This window comes from Halomonas sp. AOP13-D3-9 (assembly GCF_052379125.1).
Taxonomy (GTDB): domain Bacteria; phylum Pseudomonadota; class Gammaproteobacteria; order Pseudomonadales; family Halomonadaceae; genus Vreelandella.
This window is the reverse complement of record NZ_JBQSYH010000012.1, coordinates 156,876-175,354: the sequence shown is the minus strand read 5'-3', so window position 1 is coordinate 175,354 and position 18,479 is coordinate 156,876. Positions and strand designations below refer to the sequence as shown.

At 52.1% G+C, this 18,479-nt stretch carries 17 protein-coding genes; 1 reads left to right on the top strand and 16 read right to left on the bottom strand.

The annotated features are described in order from the left end of the window. On the bottom strand, positions 1-192 hold a 192-nt coding region (locus ACT3UM_RS14910; protein ID WP_498900066.1), incomplete at its 3' end, for an FAD-dependent oxidoreductase. 129 nt (positions 193-321) lie between these two features. On the opposite strand from ACT3UM_RS14910, the gene ltaE reads away from it, so the two are divergent. Then, entirely contained in the window at positions 322-1,329 is a 1,008-nt protein-coding gene (gene ltaE / locus ACT3UM_RS14905) for a low-specificity L-threonine aldolase (protein ID WP_498900064.1), read from the top strand. Here the strand turns inward: ltaE and ACT3UM_RS14900 are convergent. The 15 genes from ACT3UM_RS14900 to ACT3UM_RS14830 form a co-directional block, all read right to left on the bottom strand. Beyond that, complete coding sequence (locus tag ACT3UM_RS14900; RefSeq protein ID WP_498900062.1) at positions 1,316-1,921, bottom strand: LysE/ArgO family amino acid transporter; 606 nt, start codon at positions 1,919-1,921, stop codon at positions 1,316-1,318. The genes ltaE and ACT3UM_RS14900 overlap by 14 nt on opposite strands. Positions 1,922-2,078: 157 nt before the next feature. Beyond that, positions 2,079-2,861, bottom strand: coding sequence for a siderophore-iron reductase FhuF (fhuF, locus tag ACT3UM_RS14895; protein WP_498900060.1), 783 nt, complete (start codon positions 2,859-2,861; stop codon positions 2,079-2,081). Between the two features lie 7 nt (positions 2,862-2,868). Beyond that, complete coding sequence (locus ACT3UM_RS14890; protein ID WP_498900058.1) at positions 2,869-3,771, bottom strand: ABC transporter substrate-binding protein; 903 nt, start codon at positions 3,769-3,771, stop codon at positions 2,869-2,871. Positions 3,772-3,880: 109 nt separating this feature from the next. Next, the gene (locus ACT3UM_RS14885) at positions 3,881-6,352 is read right to left on the bottom strand and encodes a TonB-dependent siderophore receptor (protein ID WP_498900056.1); all 2,472 of its coding nucleotides are present in this window, start codon (positions 6,350-6,352) and stop codon (positions 3,881-3,883) included. Positions 6,353-6,600: 248 nt separating this feature from the next. Beyond that, positions 6,601-7,188, bottom strand: coding sequence for an RpnC/YadD family protein (locus tag ACT3UM_RS14880; RefSeq protein WP_498900054.1), 588 nt, complete (start codon positions 7,186-7,188; stop codon positions 6,601-6,603). 40 nt (positions 7,189-7,228) lie between these two features. Next, positions 7,229-7,609: an Rpn family recombination-promoting nuclease/putative transposase gene (locus ACT3UM_RS14875; RefSeq protein WP_498900052.1), complete on the bottom strand. Its 381-nt coding sequence runs from the start codon at positions 7,607-7,609 to the stop codon at positions 7,229-7,231. Positions 7,610-7,736: 127 nt separating this feature from the next. Beyond that, positions 7,737-7,895 (bottom strand): hypothetical protein, encoded by a 159-nt coding sequence (locus ACT3UM_RS14870; protein WP_498900050.1) that lies wholly within the window; start codon positions 7,893-7,895, stop codon positions 7,737-7,739. A gap of 2 nt (positions 7,896-7,897) precedes the next feature. Continuing rightward, entirely contained in the window at positions 7,898-8,896 is a 999-nt protein-coding gene (locus ACT3UM_RS14865; protein ID WP_498900048.1) for a FecR domain-containing protein, read from the bottom strand. 13 nt (positions 8,897-8,909) lie between these two features. Further along, entirely contained in the window at positions 8,910-9,434 is a 525-nt protein-coding gene (locus ACT3UM_RS14860) for a sigma-70 family RNA polymerase sigma factor (protein WP_498900046.1), read from the bottom strand. Positions 9,435-9,566: 132 nt separating this feature from the next. Next, complete coding sequence (locus ACT3UM_RS14855) at positions 9,567-10,463, bottom strand: ABC transporter substrate-binding protein (RefSeq protein ID WP_498900044.1); 897 nt, start codon at positions 10,461-10,463, stop codon at positions 9,567-9,569. A 156-nt stretch (positions 10,464-10,619) separates the two neighbouring features. Next, positions 10,620-13,073, bottom strand: a complete 2,454-nt coding sequence (locus ACT3UM_RS14850) for a TonB-dependent siderophore receptor (protein ID WP_498900042.1) — start codon at positions 13,071-13,073, stop codon at positions 10,620-10,622. Between the two features lie 87 nt (positions 13,074-13,160). Then, a complete protein-coding gene (locus ACT3UM_RS14845) occupies positions 13,161-14,144 on the bottom strand; it encodes a FecR domain-containing protein (protein ID WP_498900040.1) in 984 nt (327 codons plus the stop codon). A 3-nt stretch (positions 14,145-14,147) separates the two neighbouring features. Beyond that, on the bottom strand, positions 14,148-14,678 hold the full coding sequence (locus ACT3UM_RS14840) for a sigma-70 family RNA polymerase sigma factor (protein ID WP_498900038.1): 531 nt from the start codon (positions 14,676-14,678) through the stop codon (positions 14,148-14,150). A gap of 169 nt (positions 14,679-14,847) precedes the next feature. Then, complete coding sequence (locus tag ACT3UM_RS14835) at positions 14,848-15,756, bottom strand: ABC transporter substrate-binding protein (protein ID WP_498900036.1); 909 nt, start codon at positions 15,754-15,756, stop codon at positions 14,848-14,850. 146 nt (positions 15,757-15,902) lie between these two features. Then, on the bottom strand, positions 15,903-18,338 hold the full coding sequence (locus ACT3UM_RS14830; protein ID WP_498900034.1) for a TonB-dependent siderophore receptor: 2,436 nt from the start codon (positions 18,336-18,338) through the stop codon (positions 15,903-15,905). Positions 18,339-18,479 lie beyond the last annotated feature (141 nt).

Here is an 18,479-nt window from a genome sequence, read left to right as displayed (position 1 = left end):
CCACCCCACATCCCGGCGCTCAAGCACCACCACGTGGTGGCCATGTTTGCTCAGCTCATCAGCAATCAATGCCCCCGTAATCCCTCCACCAACCACAACAACTTCGCATTGATGATCGCGAGTCAGTCGAGGAAAAGTTTTCAACAATCCGTTCTTTACCGCCCAAAAGGGATAGCCACTTTTTAGATCCATCGGGTTGCCTATGCTATAGAGACTTGCAGTATGCTGTTAACCATAGATGGTTCCTGACAACTTGCTCGATAAAGCGTGCCTAAGTGGCTGCCCTTATTCGTTGAATTTAGGCTCAAAAAGGAGTTCCGCATGATTGATCTACGCAGTGACACGGTGACTCGTCCCTCCCCCGCTATGAAAGATGCCATGCTAACTGCGCCGGTAGGTGACGATGTTTGGGGCGATGACCCAACGGTCAACGCTTTTCAAGAACACCTAGCCGCGCAGACTGGCAAAGAGGCAGCGCTGCTGTTCCCAAGCGGCACGCAAAGTAACCTGGTGGCACTTATGGCCCACTGCGAGCGGGGCGATGAGTATATTGTGGGGCAATCAGCTCACACCTACCGCTATGAGGGCGGCGGTGCAGCGGTTTTGGGCAGCATTCAGCCCCAGCCGATTGAAAACGCCGCCGATGGCACGCTGCCGCTGGAAAAAATCAGTGCTGCCATTAAAGCCGACGACTTTCACTTTGCACGTACTAAGCTGCTGGCGCTGGAAAACACCATTGGCGGCAAAGTGCTGCCCGCAGAGTACGTATTAAACGCCACCGAACTGGCTCGCGAGCGAGGCTTAGCAACCCATCTAGACGGAGCAAGACTGTTTAATGCGGTAGTCACTACCGATACTTCGCTTAAGCAGTTGTGCCTGCCGTTTGATAGCGTGTCGCTATGCTTCTCAAAAGGCCTGGGAGCGCCCATGGGCTCGGCACTGGCGGGGTCGCAAGCATTGATCGACCGTGCCCGGCGTTGGCGCAAGGTGGTGGGCGGTGGCATGCGCCAATCAGGTATTATTGCTGCCGCCTGCCAGCATGCGTTAGACCATCACGTGGCCGACCTAGCCGACGATCATCGCCGTGCAGCTCGGCTGGCAGAGGGCCTAGCGAAGCTGCCTGGCGTCGAAATCACCTCACAAGCGACCAATATGGTATTCGCACACTTCCCCGATGAACACGTTCAGCCGCTCTCCGCTTGGCTAAAAGAGCACGGCATTTTGATTGAGCTACTTTATGCCACGCGTTTCGTCACTCACCGCGATATTAATGACGCGGATATCGACAAGGTCATCGCGGTGATGGAGGCGTATTTCAGCCGGCATTAAAGGCGAGATGCACGGCGATGCTCGCCATCATCAAACCAATTAGGCCATCGATAGTGCGCCACGCGATGGGTTTTGAAAGCCAAGGTGACAGTGCAGCACCACCCCAGGCCAGCAGGCTAAACCAGAGTATAGAAGCGGTAGAGGCCCCCGCCACAAACACACCGGCGCTCTCCTGTTGAGCGCCAATGGCGGGTATCAGCAGCAGCGTATCCAGATACACTTGAGGGTTGAGCACGGTGACGGCGAGCGTGGCAAAAATCACCTTTGTTAAGCTGCGGCCTTGGCCCGTTTCGGCGCTCAGCCCTTCCCGCCCGCTAACGGATCTAAACAACGCCTGCGCCGCCAGCCAGCTCAAAAACACCACGCCCACCCAGCGCATAACCTCCATAGCGCTGGGCATCGTCAGCAGGAAAGCGCTCACGCCAAACATCCCTGCCGTGAGCAGAATAATATCCGCGCTCATGCACAGCCCCGCCGACCACCAGTGGTACTCACGGCGAATGGCCAGCCCCAGGATGTAGGCGTTCTGCGCGCCAATCGCCATGATAATACCGCCGCACACCACCAATCCGGTGATATAACTCTCCCACATTGCCCCTCTCCCAGTGTCAGGATAACCGTCGTGTTGATTAATCTGGCACTAAGATAAAGGGCGGCATGGATAACTAAAAATCATCCTGCTAATGGGGTATTAGTTTTTCTTATAGAGAGATTTATATGGTTTGGGAAATAACACAAGATGCCCAAGCTCAACGGCGAGAAACATGCAGACGCTTCTTTCGCTTGCGAAATTCTGGTGACAGTGGACATAACCCACAGTAGCTCCCTTTCGGCAAGAGATAATCAAGGCAGCAGTGGCGATGAAGTCGCACCGGCACTTCTCCCTCCTCTGTCACCCGTACCGTTTGGCGTTTCGAGCCAAACATCGGGTTGCGTTTGTTACCGTACCAAACACGTTGCTCTAGCAGATATGCTTTATCACTGGCAGCCCGCTGAACAGTGTCAGGAGAAAAGGTGTCCCGCTGTTGTGCGAGGGTAAGAAGTGTCTCTAATCGCCGCGCAACATTTCCCCACAATATCTTGGCAGGCACTCGAGTGCGCGCGGAAAGGTGGGCAATAAGCGGCTCCAAATGCTCTTTTATTAGAGGAGTGTAACGCCGCAGGGTGTCGAGGCCAGCAATACTTCCGCCAAGATGAGGAATAACGAAAGCGACGGGGGCTGCATCGTCATCCAATACTACCGATATATCCTGAGGCCTGACGGGGAATCCATGCTGCAGTACTGTTGCGGCGACGGCGATGGGCGGAACTAGTAGAGTGACGTATTTCAGTAACCAGATAGATGCCACTGGCCGCAAGTCGTCAACATGATAAAAGCGAGCGCGCCGCAGCAAAATGGCATCGAACGTCTCTGGCTCATTAAGCAGGTCGGCTAGCAGGTAGGCGTGGCTCCCCGCCTTCTCCCTACAGATCAGACCTTCACCGAAGTGGGCCCACTCGCCTTTAAAGATAGGGGTCAATAACTCGATCATATTGTCATCAATGCTCACTGTGCACGTCGAGGGCCTCGACCAGGAGGTCAGCAAAGCTTAAGGCAGAAGGAAGAGCACCGAAATGATGAAACGTCGCAGGTAAATAGATCTCATCCCCGCGCCGCAAGCTGCGCATATGCTGCCAAGTACCCCGGACGGAAAATTGCTCACGAACGGGACTATTAGCGTAGGGGCTCTCCAATATCACCAAGCGGGCATCAATGTCGATCAATGCGTTGATGCTGACAGTAGTAAAGCCCCAATGATTGCTTTCCCCTTGCCAGGCATTGGTCAGTTCCAACTGCTCCAAAGCACTTTGAAACATACTGTTGCTGCCAAATACACGAGCATGACGGTTATCCATTAAGCGAATGATTAAAAATGGGGACTGGTTACGGGGAAGGCTATCTCGCAATGTATGGAGGTGATGTTCAGTTTCGCGTATTAAGCGTTCCGCAGACCTCTCATCATCGATATATTTACCAAGCTCCCGTGTGAAAGAAGTCAGTTGATGCCACGGGTCTGTCCTTGTTTCATTGTCATACGGCGTTAGGCTCTTCAATGGAGAAATACCAGATAACCGAGCAGAAATCTGAGCTAAATTCGGTGAAATCAAAATGTTCTGTGGTGAAACTTGGCTTAGCAGCTCCAAGTTAGGCTGGAAGCCTATGCCAAGGTTAGTAGACCCTGACAACCTAGGGGTAGAGAAGGATTGGGCCTCAGGCTCCGTCAGCGACGTAGGTATTATATCCATCGCGACCAGTGTTTCGATGATACGGATATCGAGAGCGGCAATGGCTGAACTATTAGAAGACGCAAGGCTTTTAATAGGCAGTGTTAAAACCGCAATGATGGCCATCACCACGACGCTATTAAATAAAAGCCTAAAGGCGATCATGAAACCCAGCATGATAATCTCTTATGTTCGACTAAGGCGAGAATTGATGGCGGCAAGGAAGGGGCTGCTGCCCCTTTCCTTCCGCTTTTTTAGGCTGGCGCTTTGAACATAGCAAGTTCGATTAGAACTCGAAGCGAACACCGCTATAGAATGTTCTGGGGTCACCCACGCTTATCCGGGTGTTGCCTCCTGAAGCAACAATATACTCTTCATCTGTAACGTTTTTGACACCTAGGTCGAAACGCAAGCGGTTGGCATTACCAACAGGGAGGTAGTACCAGAGGCCGGCATCGACAACGGTATAGTCGCCAAGCTCAAAGCCACGGAGCGTCTCACCAAGATTGTTAACATGGCCATTATCACCATAGCGGTTGCTGGCATAGGTAATGCCACTGCCGATACCTAGCCCCCGAAGCGCGCTTTCTGGGTTCTGGAATTCGTAGCTTGCCCAAAGGCTGGCAGTCGTGTCAGGTACGTTACGCGGTTGATTGCCGTTCGTTGCTTCGTTATCGCTAACTATTTCGGCATCAAGCAAGCCAATAGCGCCACGCAGGTTGAAGCCATCGACTGGGTTAGCGGCTATGGAGACTTCAGCACCTTTAGAGGTGATGCCACCGGTTGGTACCGGTTCTCCGTTGATGGTTTCGACCACGTTATCTTCTTCAAGGTCAAAAACAGCGCCGGTAATAAAGTAGCGGTTATCGGGAGAACTCCACTTCACGCCTGCTTCAACCTGTCGACCTTCTCTAGGATCCTGTTCGAAAGCTTCTTGATTTCCTACATATATATTTTGAGGCTCGAAGGTGTCTGCATAGCTGAAGTACAGATTTAACCCTGGCATGGTCTCCCAGACCAATCCGAGCCCCTTCGTAAGCTTGCTGCTGCTACCTGAGTCGATATCGCTTGTTGAATCTGTCAAATAGTTATCGTTATGGTAGCTGCTCTCCGATATTTCATATCTAAGCCCAAGGTCAAGCGTCACTGTGTGCGTTAGTGAGAACTCTGTAGCCGAGAATACGCCATGCGATTTTTGGCTGACATCGTAAAATTGTTCGCTGCTGGGAGAGTCAAGGTCATTAATAAGAGTGAAAGAGTCAGGCGATGATACAGTGCCCCCAATCTGAGGATTACCGCTTAAGTAACGCCACTCATGGCTGAACTCTCGATATTCCACACCCGTTGCTACACGTATTGGTATAGCCGTGTCGATTTCACCGATGAGCTGAGAGCGAGCAAATTTATATATACGCATGCGGTCTTGGTTGGCACCCACACGTCGGATTAGCGTATCTTCGGTAAGCTCGCTGCTAACATCGGCCCCTACAGAAATGACTTCGGCACGAAGATCCTCTCCCGTTTCTCTAGAATAAAAGAGCTTGCTGTCGATTTCCCAGGCTGGATCTGCCAGCGGAATGATGACGTCAAGCTCAGCAAGGTGATATTCACTGTTGCGCTCATTGGGAATATTGCCATCGAAGCGAGTATCAAAAGGAACATCCGCTAGTCGGCGTCGCAAATCCCCCTCTGGTACCGTAATTAATCCTCTATCTATTTCTCGGCGATCTTTAGAATACTCATGATTGAAGCCTACGCTTGCACCGGAATCACCATGCCAGAGTAGCGCAGAAGATAAAAACTGCCGGTCAACGTTGGTATCACGAAATGTCTCGCTGTCCTCAAGCGAGCCTGTGATTCGATAGGCCAAGTTTTGGCTCTCACCGACGGGGCCCGTGAGGTCGATAGTTCCACGTCGTTGCCCATGCTCATCGAAGGTTGTCGAAATGGAATGTTCGCGTTGAAATTGTGGCTGTTTGGTTTCTATATTAACGATGCCGCCTGGTGACATCCGGCCGATATCGGCCACGGGCCCTTTGATGAGTTGAACATTATCGATAGTGGCTGGATCAATACGGCTTTCATGACTAAAAGGAACGCCATTACGATAGAAATTATCGTTGCGGTTGAAGCCGCGAATCAATGAGTGCTCGCGGGTGCCACCATAGCCATCAGCCACAACCACATTGGGTGATAAGCGAAAGGCATCGGCCATTTCTCGAGCCTGCTGATCAAGCAAGAACTGCTCAGGAATGACGTCGATGGATCGAGGTACATCAATAATATCTTTGGGAAGACGCATTGAGGAGTCAGCGTATCTGCCTTCATAGCGAGCTGGCAAAGTTCCGTAGACGGATACCGTGTCCAGATTCTGGTCAGTTTGTCTATTAGTGACTTCCAGCCGATAACTCCCATCAGCACGGCGCACTGGCGCAAGCCCAGTACCCGCTAGCAAGCGCTGCAACCCTTCATCAACGTTGTACTGCCCCTGCAGACCATTGCTCTGCTTACCGCTTGTCAACGACGCATCAAAGGCAATCTCGATACCTGCACTGACCGCAAACCGGTTAAGGGCCGTGTCGAGTCGTCCTGCTTCGATGGAGTAACTCTGCTGAGCGGCAACGCCCTGCCCTGCTACTTGTTGGGCAAGCGCCGTGGCGGGCAATCCGCCTGCCAGGCAACTGGCCAGCAGGCCGTATTTAATGGCTCGCGCCAGAGGCGTTTGAATAAAGCGAGAGTGCGCTTGCTGCGTCGTCATGAAGATCCCCGTTGAGTGATGCATTTTTTATGTCTACATCACCTCTTCCGAACGAGAACGAGAATCCCTCAATATTTTGTAGAATTTTTTCTAACCGCCTTCTTGAAGCCCTTCGCGCTTGGCTTACGAGAATCCTGGCATAGTCTTAAAATATCGGCTTTGTCATAGCGAGTCCACTGAAGCGATCTCGGGTTAAGAGCCACCGTTGGCTGAAATTAGCTGCATTGCGGTGCTCCTTTTCATGGCGGTCAACGCTTAAACATGTCGTCCAGGCTAGTAGCGAACAACACCTCTCGCATCCAGTCTTTCAACTGATCATGGTCGGCTTGTGCAAGCGCCGTTTCCACCCACCCGGGCACCTCACCAAATTTAAAGGTGAGTTGCGTGCGTACCATCTCGCGAGCTTCCTCCAAACGTCCTTGTTGAAGTCCTTCTAGACGTCCTTCTTGCCGCCCTTCCTGCCGCCCTTCCTGCCGTTCTTTTTGGCGCCAGTTTTCTAAGTTTTCTGCCAACATATCTCTGTCCTCCACTAAGCTATGTAACTGATCCAGATTGATGCCTGCATTCAGCCGTTGTAGGTGGCGTTTGAGCCAACGGGTTAGAATTTTATCAATCCGCTCTTTGTTTGGGCCGTTCTGGATAATGCTGACAATCCTGTCTACTGCCTGCTGTAGCGAGGAGTGGTCGATTGAGGCCTTTTCAATTCCAAACACACCGCTTAAAGCACTGTGGCGCTGGGCTAATTCCTCATCAGTGTAGGCGCCTTCGTCTATTAAATAATAGCGTAAATGTGGCTGGTAGGGCTGTAAGAAAGCAGGAGGCTCGGGCTGCACCATGTCGTAAATATCTTGCTTGGCCTGCCAGCGTCGTGAACCATTATACAGCACGATGGGGAAATACCGGCGGTAGCCCTTGGCTGGCGGTGGTGGCGTTATTTTTTAATAAGTGATCGTAGAAGCAGGCGACGTAGTGCATGAGCCGAATCGGCATGGCGTGGTCGATTGTGGATTGAAACTCGAGCAGCAGGTAAAGATAGACTTCTTGGGTAGCGCCTTGCCAGTTCACTTGCACTGACCAGACCAAGTCTTCAAATTTTTCTTCAAACAGCGGGGTAATGTAATTGCCGCTATGTAGCTGCAACGTTGTGAAATCCATCAACTCGGCAATGCCCGAGGGTGTAAAACCTTCAATGAGCTGTTGAACAAACTCCGGGTAGCTGAAGAGTTCCTTGTAGCCAGTGTCGTAGTGATTGGCCATGAGTTCTCCTGTTGTGTACTAAATAGTCTATACCCTCACCGGCCACTTGCCCCCACCATGCGCGCCAGTACCCGGTATTTAAGCCAGAAGCGGTGAACCAGTGCCACCTCTTAATATGAACGGTGACTCACCCATATAGCAGCCTCATCGGATTGAGTATTTCTACCGAGGCAATATCCGGTAAGTCAGGGCGTAGATCATTGATCAAATCGACCAGCAGATCAGGCTTTTCGGCAAATAGCCGCTTGAAAACGTAGTCGTTGGTGGGGTCGAGCGACTCGCTCATCATCACTCCTCAACGCTTGGCTTCAAGGTCACCCACAGCGGCGTGCGGTACACCAGCTCCAGCGACAAAGCATCGGCGAGGCTTGCCAGGGCGCGGTCGGTATCTTCAAGCGAGAACACACCGCTCACCCGCCGGTCAGCTACCTCCGGCGCGCAGCGCAACACCCCATGGCGATAGCGCTTCAAGGTATCGAGTACCTCGATCACCCGCATGCTCTCCGCCACCAGCCGCCCCTCAAAGCGCGCCAGTTCGGTCGCGTCTAGCGGTTCGGGCGAGGTCACCCGCTCGGCATTCATGGCGGCTTGCTGGCCGGCATCCAACGTCGTCCGCCCAGCGCTTCCCCGCCGTTCCAGAGCCACCCGCCCCTCGAAAACCGCTACGTGGGTGCTATCGCTATGCTGCTGCACGCTGAAGCGGGTGCCCAACGGATAAGAAAGCCCTTCTCGCGTCATCACGCTGAACGTGCGGGCATCTGGGGTTTTAGAGGTGGTAATCAGCACCCCGCCACGCAGAAGGTGGAGTCGCCGTTGGTGGCCATCGAAGCTGACGTCAATGGCGGTATCAGTATCCAGGCGCAGCTGAGTGCCATCGCTCAACGTCACGTCACGCATCTCGCCAATGCCGGTCGCGTAGTCGGCAAACTGGCGCTGCCATTGAGGCGTGCGCGGCAGCCCAAATCCCAGGCCACCTGCGAGCAGCGCAACGCCACCCCACTGCAGCAGATGACGCCTGGAGACCTGCGAGGAGGCCTCGAATAACTCACTGCGCGCCGCATGGCGCGGCAACGTTCCCAGTTGACCGTCGACCGCCTGAAGCTGCTGCCAGGCACGTTCGTGCTCCGGCGCGGCTTGCCGCCATTGCAGGCAAGCCTTGCGCTGGGCGTCGGTGGCGTCGTCGCTCCATAGCCGTGCCATCCACAAGCTGGCCTGCTCCAGAACAGCAGGGGAGATGGTTTCTTGAGAAGGCGTCTCTTGGGAGGCATTGGCGGATGGTCGGCTCATGGCATCGGCTCGCTTAGGGTTGAGATTCATGCATGGCCTGATGGCACACCAGCAACGCCTTGGCGATGTACTTCTCCACCGATGAAACCGACACCTCCAAGGCATCAGCGATTTCCTGGTAGCTCCGGCCATCCAAGCGGCACATCAAAAAAGCCCGGCGAGGTTTATTGGGCAACCCATGCAGCAGCGCATCGATCTCGACCAGCGCTTCGATAGTAAGTGCTTGCTCCTCTGGCGAAGGCGCCATGGTCTCGGGGAGCAGGCTCAGGGCTTCAAGGTAGGCGGTTTCGATCCGCTGACGGCGATAGTGATCGATCACTAACCCCTTGGCGATCTGAGTTAGAAAACGCCGCGACTGTTCCGGCTCGGGTGTGGTGCCCCGCGCCAGTATGCGTAGGTAGGTATCGTGAGCGAGATCCGCAGCGGTATGGGAACAGCCCAGCTTGGCGCTCAACCAGCGCCTCAGCCAACTGTGATGATTATGATAGAGCGCGTCGAAAGGAGCCTCGCGCCTACCCTGCTGCTTTATCGATACCATCGCCCGTTGCCATTGATTGCCTGTGCCGAATGCCCCAAAAAGTGGGCAACACCAGAGGCAAACAATAAGTGATAATACGTATCATTACAAATGATGTGGCGACGTAAAACACCTGCAAATAACAGATCGATGCTAGGGAGTGGTTGGCTCCTCCAGTGCTTCGACAAGGGATTCGGCGAAGCGGAGGGCGGAGGGGAGTCCTCCAGCGATCCAGAAAGTGCTAGGAAGCACAATGACATCACCGCGTCTTACACTGGGCAGGTAACGCCATAAAGCAGTACGAGCTATTTGCTCCTCGAGACCAGCTGAATTATAGGATCTGATAATCACTAATCTGGCCTCAGTATCGAATAAATTCTCAACGCCTACTTGGGCATACCCCCACTGATTAGTTGCTCCTTGCCAAGCATTGCATAACCCCAATTTCTGAGAAACAGCATGCAACAAGCTATTTTCGCCAAATACACGGATATGCCTTTCATCCAATAGCTGTACATACAGCATGGGCGTACAGTCTTGCGCGACTCGCTCTCTTAGGCTGTCCAATCGCATCTGAGCTGCTTGAACAAGATGGTTTGCTTGTTGCTGTTGATCGACCAACTCACCAAGTTCGTACGTGAATATTAATAGGCGCTCCCATACATCACCCTCGCCAGTATAGGGGTAGCTATTAACAATATTCACTGGCGCCACTGAAGAAAGCCGTGCTTTTTGGCTAGTTTGCCAAGGTGCAAGTAAAACTCTGCTAGGCGAAACTTGTTGGAGTAGCTCCATATTAGGCCCTGGCAGCCCAGTCTCAATCACGTAGGAGGATTCGTAGGTATTACCTGTCCAGAAATTGAAAGAGCTTCCCTGCTTGACCATAACTGGGGATACACCTAATTCAATCAGTGTCTCCGCGACTGGAAAATCAAACGCTGCGACGGCTGAATGTGTGTCTGCTTGGGCTCCTGTAAAATGCATGGCAAAAAAAAATGCAATTATAACCTTAAATAGCATTCGACAAACAACTATCAAATCAAAAAGCATGTTTTTCTCTTTCAATAATCGCAAAAAATGATTAGCAAGCACTCACACTTTAGGTTTCTTCCTTTCTCGGATAAACAGAGAAAACACACCCACTTATGTATAGACCTCTGACAACAAACATTGGGAGGTTACCTAGTCAGCAACCTCCCTTCTAGTTCAGTAACTATAATTCATATTAAGTGAAAAGTTGCGAGGATCTCCATAGTAATTGTGCCTAGTGTTAGCTCGAACCGTCGAATAATATTTTGCATCAGTAAGATTATCCCCCTTAAAGCTAACATCAAAGTTCTCATTGAAGCGGTAACCTAGCTGAGCTGAAAGTAAGGTGTAGCCTCCTTGCTCCCAGCGATTAGTGCCATCTTCGGCATAAATGCTGCTGACAGTGTTAACACCAGCACCAATACGCCATCCTTGGTTGGCATCGTCAGAGAAGCGATAACGTGTCCAAAGTTTGAAACTATGCCGTGGCGTATCAGGTGATAGCGATAATCCATCTAAACTTGCATCACGCGTATACTCAGTATCTGTATATGCGTAACTGGCACTTACATCTAAACGTGGTAATGGGCTGCCGGAGATTTCTGCTTCAAAACCACGGCTGCGCGTCTCTCCCAGCGGGATAGAAAAAGCAGAGTTGTCGGGGTCTGTGTAGGCTCGGTTCTGATCCTCAATATTGAATACGGCAAGATGCCAATTGAATTCGCCGTCGGGTGATCCCCCCTTCACACCAGCTTCAATTTGTTCTCCTGTGCGTGGCTCAATAATCTCCCCGCTAGATTCGACCTCTGTTTGCGGCTGAAAGATATTTGACATGCTTGTATAAAAATTAATGCTTGGGGTTATTTCATAGATAATCCCGTAATAAGGAGAGAATTCTCGGCCACTGCCACTTCTATGACGCCCCCAATCTCCTTCGGCAAGGTCTGATGTAATGTCGTACCAATCGAGACGCCCGCCAGTTACTAGGCTTAGGTGTGATGTGATAGACCAGTTGGCTTGCCCGTATATGCCCTTTTGCTTCAAATAGGCGCCGACATGCCCAGCATACAGAGGATAGCTATCAGGCTCTGGCAATTCGTGTGGGGAATAGAGGTTCTGGAGTGAATGCTGATTGAAATAATCTCCCTCCCCATAAGAGTATTGACTAAGCTTGTCTTTGTCGTTGTAGCTGGCTCCTAAAGAAGTAATATGCTCGGAACCGAATAGACGAAAAGGAGTGGTTAGACTGATATCCATTGACTCGTTTTTATCTCGATTATGCCAAGAAATATTTCGAGTCAAAATGTCACCAGAGTATTCATCAAGTACTAAAGCACCTTCGCTACTCGTGACATTCATTCTATATGTTTCGATCTGATTAGCTTTCAAACTAAAGATGCCACCATTGTCAAGATAATGTTCTACATCAGCAAAGTAGCGTGTCGCATTTGCGTGCGAACGATCCCATGACGAACCGAGATAGGTTGAGCGGTCAAGATCAAATAAGTTGCCGTTGCTGGCAACGGGCAAACCAGAATGAGGGCGAGAATCCCCCGTCTGCCTAGCGACGCCGACCGATAGAGTAGTGTCTGGAGTGATATCGTATTCCAACGTGCCGTAACCAACAGAGTCTTGAGCATAAACCTCATCGACGAACGACTCTTGTTCATCGTAGACCCCCACTATCCTGCCGCGTAGGCTACCACTCTCGTTTAGCGAACCAGTGACGTCAATCGTACTGCGATAGGCGTCCCAAGTGCCGGCAGACAGCGACATATCGAAGCCAAAATCTCTCTGGGCACGTTTTCGCACCAAATTGACAGTGCCGCTGGGCTCGCCACTACCCATGAGTATACCCGTAGGCCCCCGCATGACCTCAATACGGTCGTAGAGCGCCGTGTCATAAAGCTTAGTATTAGCTAGGGCGCTGTAGGGTGCTGTAACTCGGCTTCCATCCAGCATAAGAGAATCAATATCATAACCACGAGCCCTAAGTTGATACTGATTTGGCCCGTATGTCATCACGCTGACACCGGTAGTCTGCTCCATTGCCTCCTTGAGGGAAGTCAAATTTTGATCATCGAGTCTTTCGCGAGTCAATACGCTGACCGACTGTGGGATATCCTTGATGGCCTGTTCTCTAAAACCAATGGTGGTTCGATCTGTAGTAAATGAGTCGCTGCCCTCCGTCGTCAGAGAGCTTTGCCACTCAGCCTCAACCCGCACCGTCGAGAGCTCCACATCAGCAGGCCGCTCTACCAACCGATAGCTACCATCGGCTTCCTTAACCAAAGACAAACCACTCCCGCTGAGCAGTGCCCGCAATCCCCCTTCAACGTTGTAATCACCGGATAGCCCGCGGGTTTGCTTTCCCTGGGTCAGGCTGGCATCGAAATAGATGACCACGCCGGAATCGGCGGCAAAGCGGCTGAGGGCGTTGCCCAGGTCACCGGCGGGCACTTCAAAATGCTGCGCACCTTGCTCGGCTTGTTGTGGAGAATGTTGTTGAGACTCTTGCTGGGCGTGGGCGGACAGTGGCAGCAGCACGCCGGGCAGTGATAGCGCGGTACACAGCATTGCGCCGCTAACCGCCTGGGTGAGCCGGGACTTTGTAAACGTCGTGTGGTGCATGGGTTCCCCTCTGGTGAGCAACAAAAAAGTGCGTCTTTAACCAGTAAGTCGAACGGGGAACCCAAAAGGTACCGTCATTGGCAAAAATTATTTTTCTTCATCGACTGTCACCCAATAACGCGTGCGGAAATTGACCGACACCGGGAAGGATTTACTCAGCGCATGCAGCGCCTGATCGGTATCGTCCACCCTGAAAGCGCCGGTAATACGATAATTAGCCACGCTAGGCGCGCAGCGTAAAACACCCGTTCGGTAGCGGCTCAGTTCGGCAAGAAACGCCTCCAGACGCATGTTCTGCACCACCAGCATCTGGCGCGTCCAGGCGTCATTAGTGGGTGCCAGTTCTGTCGGTGGGGAAGCGGTGTCATTGGTAAAGGTGAGCTGCTGGCCGGCAAGGCACTGGTTTTGAGACCCTGTGCGAGTAGTCACTTCCACACTGTGCTCGAACACAGCCACGTGGGTTTCCGCTTCCAGCATCCGCACCGAGAACCGCGTCCCCTGGGCCCGCACCCTGCCCTGCGGCGTTTGCACAATGAAGGGGCGCGGGTTCTCGGCACTGTCACTGGCGGTGGTCACCATGATTTCGCCTGCGCGCAATATCACCAGGCGCTCGTTGGCGTTAAAGCGGATATCCACCGCTGAGGCGGTGTTGAGTATCAGGCGGGTGCCATCTGCCAGCGTCAGCTGTTTGGTTGCCCCCGTGGCCGTGTGATGATCAGCAAGCCATAGCTCCACGGGGGCGTGGCGGTAGGCGACCACACCCAGCGTCCCCGTGCCCAGCATCAGTGCCAGGCCTTTCAACACACTACGACGGCTCGTACTGAAGTGCTGTTCGGCACGCTCCAGCGTATTCAGTGCCAGGTGGTTCGGCACTCGACCAAGCCGGGCCTGCAGTTGGTCGACCCGCTGCCAGGCCCACTGATGCATTGGGTCGCTGTCTAGCCACTGTTGCAGGGCCTGCTCGTCTGCTGGCCCGGCCTCTTCCGAACACAGGTGTGCATACCAGTGCGCAGCCGCTTGCAGCGCCTCCCGCCGGGACTGGGTCAGTTCATGGGGTGCTGTGGAAGCCAAAGGTTACAGCTCCGCTTCCAGCGCATAGAGCAAACACGCCTCGGTGGCCTTGGCCATGTATTTTTTGATTGAACTGAGCGATACGTCCAGCTCCCGGGCAATATCTGCGTAGCGCATACCCTGTAATTGCGATAACAAGAAGGCACGCCGTACTTTGTTCCCCAGGCCGCTGAGCATGGCATCCAGTTCGTGCAGGGTTTCCAGTATGATGGCCTGCTCTTCTAGCGAAATGGCAACCGGTTCCGGCTGCAGGGCCATGCTTTCCTGATAGGCCTTTTCCAATGCGTGGCGGCGGAAATGATCGATCAAAACCCGATTGGCGATGGTCGTCAGAAAACTGCGTGGCTCACGGATAGCCTCAAACTGATGCTCGGCATCGCTGCGCCCCAGAATGCGTACAAAGGTATCCTGCGCAAAATCCGCCGCCTGCTGCGAACAGCCCAAACGGCTACGCAGCCAGCCAAGAAGCCAGCGGTGATGGTCGGAATAGAGAGTATGTACCTGCTCGCGCAGTGGATAATTCCCAGACGGCATGGCTACTTTCTGGCCTCAACACTATGCAAATGATAATTATTGCCATCATATTGGGTGACCCAGGAGGATACAAGCCCTTGCTATTGATTCCTGAGTTTATGTATTTGGGAAAACACAACTGCCTTGACGGTTGGGAGGCAGATCAATGTTTGGCCCGCTAGGTGACGGCCTACTCAGTGGTAGTGCTTTCCTCCAATGCCTCGACAAGGGCCTCGGCGAAGCGGAGGGCGGAGGGGTGAACGCCGGCTATCCAAAAAGCAGATGGTAAAACGACATAATCGCCTCGCTGCACACTGGGAAGGTAACGCCACATACCACTAGTTTCGATATTGTTTTCTATACCTACCGGGAATGCACTTTCGAGGACAACCAGTCTCGCTTCTTCCACATTAAAAAGCTCCCTGATGCTTACCATAGAATACCCCCACTGATTGGTTTTTTCTGTCCATGCATTGCTTAAATCCAATTTCCGAAGCACACCCTGAAACATACTGTTGCTGCCATACACGCGGGCATATTGCTCAGTGACTAGTTGGACAATAAGCAGTGGGGGCTGAGGGCCTACGTTGCTTTTCAAGGTGTCTAGATGAGATCGCGTGTCTGACACTAGCTGTTCGGCGTTTGCTCGTTGATTGACTGACGTACCAACTTCAAGGGTAAAACCCTCAAGGGTTTCCCAAAAACCGTTACTTCTGTCACTAACATAAGGGTAGGATTCGAGAATAGTGATAGGTGCAATGCCATTTAGCCTTTGGCCTAGGCGAGTCTGACTAGGCGAAAGAAGTATTCTCTCAGGTGAAAGGTGATTGAGCAGTTCCATATTTGGGAAAGTCTGTGTCCCAATATCGGTGATATTAGCATCTTTATATTCACCTCCAGTCCATGTGTGGAAAGCAGTAATATTACCCAGTGATGCGGAACCAGGTTCAAGCGAGAGAACTGTTTCTGCAATCGACCAATCAAATACTGAGATGGGTGAGTCCGCTTTAGCTGCCATTGATGAGTTGGCTATTAACGAAAAGTATAAGACATAAGCGGTCAAGCGCCAGTTCCTGGTGATGAAGCTGAATGGGTTCACTTCAGGCCCCTTCTTAAACGATGGTCTGATGCTTTTATAGCAATGCCATCTCTTTATTGGCTGTCTATAGACTTTAATTTTTTATGACAAATAGTATTCAGCCCTGTTGATACAGGGCTGAACATCAATCGTATCAAGATGATTTTTTAGAAATCATACTCCACTGTCATCATGAAGTTTCGAGGTGCGCCGTAATAATTATGCTTTGTAGTCCCCCTAACGGTAGAGTAATACTCTTTGTCTGTTAGGTTATTGCCATTCAATGAAACATCCAAATTCTCATTGACGCGATAGCCGAGCATGGCAGAAACAGTGGTATACCCGCCCTGTTCAATACGTGTATCACCGCTTTCAGCGTAAATACTGCTGACAGTATTTACGCCAGCGCCAATACGCCAGCCTTGATCAGGCGCGTCGCTAAATCGATAACGTGACCATAGGTTGAAATTATGCTCAGGTGTGTCAGGCGAGAGTGTGAGCCCTTCTGAACTAGCATCTCTTACGAACTCAGTTTGGGTATAGGCATAACCTGCGCTGATATCCCAGCGGGGTAGCAGTTGGCCGCTGACTTCGAGCTCGAAACCTTCGCTCTTAGCCTCGCCGATGGGAATTGAAAAGCCTGGGTTATTCGGATCTGTATAGGCGCGGTTAGTGTCTTCAATACGGAAAACTGCAGCGTGCCAGTTCAAGTTACCCTCAGCGTGTGAACCCTTAATACCGGCCTCGTATTGCTCACCCTCTCTTGGCTTAATAGGGTCACCATCAGTTCCTACAGCCGTTTGCGGCGCAAAAATACCAGTATAGCTTGTATATAAGTTGAGCTCTTCGTTGAGGCGATAGATTAATCCTGCATAGGGGATAAATTCGGTGCCATCATCCCCGGACGTTTCACCACCAAGAAAGTTATTGGTTTCCCACCAATTGATACGGCCACCAAGCGCAAGTGTAAAATCATCTAAAATATTGAATCGAAGCTGGCCGTAGGAAGCATGTTGTTCGATATTAAGTTCTGTTCTCCCTGGGGTGCCGTCAAAATCTGGTTCTGTGCGGTTATGGATTGGGTCGTAAATATTCTGGGGAAGATATTGAGGAGCACCGTAGACCCACTCATTGCTTACTTCACTGTTTTGATAGCTGGCACCAAAGACAGCTTCATGGCTCGCCCCAGCCAATTGAAAAGGAGAGCTAACCTGTGTCTCTATATAATCGTCTTGCTTCTCTAGATCCCATGCGATCTGACGAATTCCAAAATCACCTGTACCTTTATCAGCAGTGAGAACTCCTTCACTACTTTTTCTTAGATTTGCATCACGGTCCAGGCGATTAGCCTTAAAGGTTATTTCGCCACCGTTAGCTAGGCGATGCTCAAGTTCTATAAAATAGCGTTGCGCATCTCCTGTCTGCTTATCCCAGTCGGATCCAAGATAGGTCGAGCGGTCTACGTTGGGCAGAGTGCCATCACTGTATGCCGGTAATCCAGAATGAGGACGAAACTCTTCATCTTGTACAGTAACACCCATTGAGAGTGTCGTTTCGGGGGATAAGTCAAACTCAAGCGTGCCATAGCCGATTTGGTTCTCTGAGTAAACGTGATCAATAAAAGAGTCTCTGTCATCGTAGACACCAACGAAGCGTCCCCGCACTCGTCCCTTGTTATCAAGCGAGCCGGTAACATCGATAACACCCCGGTAAGCATTATCTGTACCGGCAGAAAGGGAAACAGAGGCTTGGCTTTCTGCTAGCGCGCGTTTACGTACCAAGTTGATGGTGCCGCTGGGTTCACCGGATCCATGGAGAATTCCCGCAGGGCCGCGCAACACTTCAATACGATCTAGCAAAGCCGTATCGAATACTCCAGCGCTTTCCCAGGCGCTGCCCACATCCTGAACTGGACTGCCATCCATGAGAAAAGAATCAATATTATAGCCACGAGCCTTGATTGTGTACTGGTTCCCCCCGTATTCGTTCACAGTGACGCCCGTAACGTTACGCATGGCCTCGGCCAGTGAGGTAGTCCCTTGATCATCCAGACGTTCCCGCGTTACGACGCTGACGGACTGCGGCGTTTCCTTAACTGACTGAGAAGCTAAACCGATGCTAGTGCTTTCACTTGTATAGGAATTACTGTTCTCGGTCATGCCGTAGGGCAGACGTGCTCCTGTCACCTCAACCGTCGACAGCGCCACACCATCTGGCCGCTCCTCCAACCGATAACTCCCATCCCCCTGCCGTACGGCCCTAAGACGGGTGCCATTCAGCAGTCGCTCCAGCCCTTCATCAACGCCGTACTGGCCCTGCAACCCAGGACTTTGGCGCCCTTCACCTAACTCGCCAGCGCCGCTGATAAAAACACCCGCTTCAGCGGCGAAGCGATTGAGCACCGTGCTGACCGGGCCCGCGGGAATATCATATTGGCGTGTTTGCTGCTGGGCGGTTTGCGCCATGGCGGGCAGCGACAGCAGCGGCGTGACTAACAAACCGGCGGCGGCGAGGTGTACCGCCAGCGCGAGGGCGCGGCGACGCCGTGGGAGCTGACGAGTAACGGTTAGTGACGGTTGTAACGCGGTGCGTTGTTGCGGCATTTCGATTCCCCTTGCAGATGATTTTTGGCTGCTTATATAGGGGAATCGAACCAGCGTGGAAAAAGGGAACCGGAAAAGCGTTTTTTTATTATTGGCTCGTTTTATTCGCGCTCTGCCCCAGCCGCCTCGATCTTGATCCAC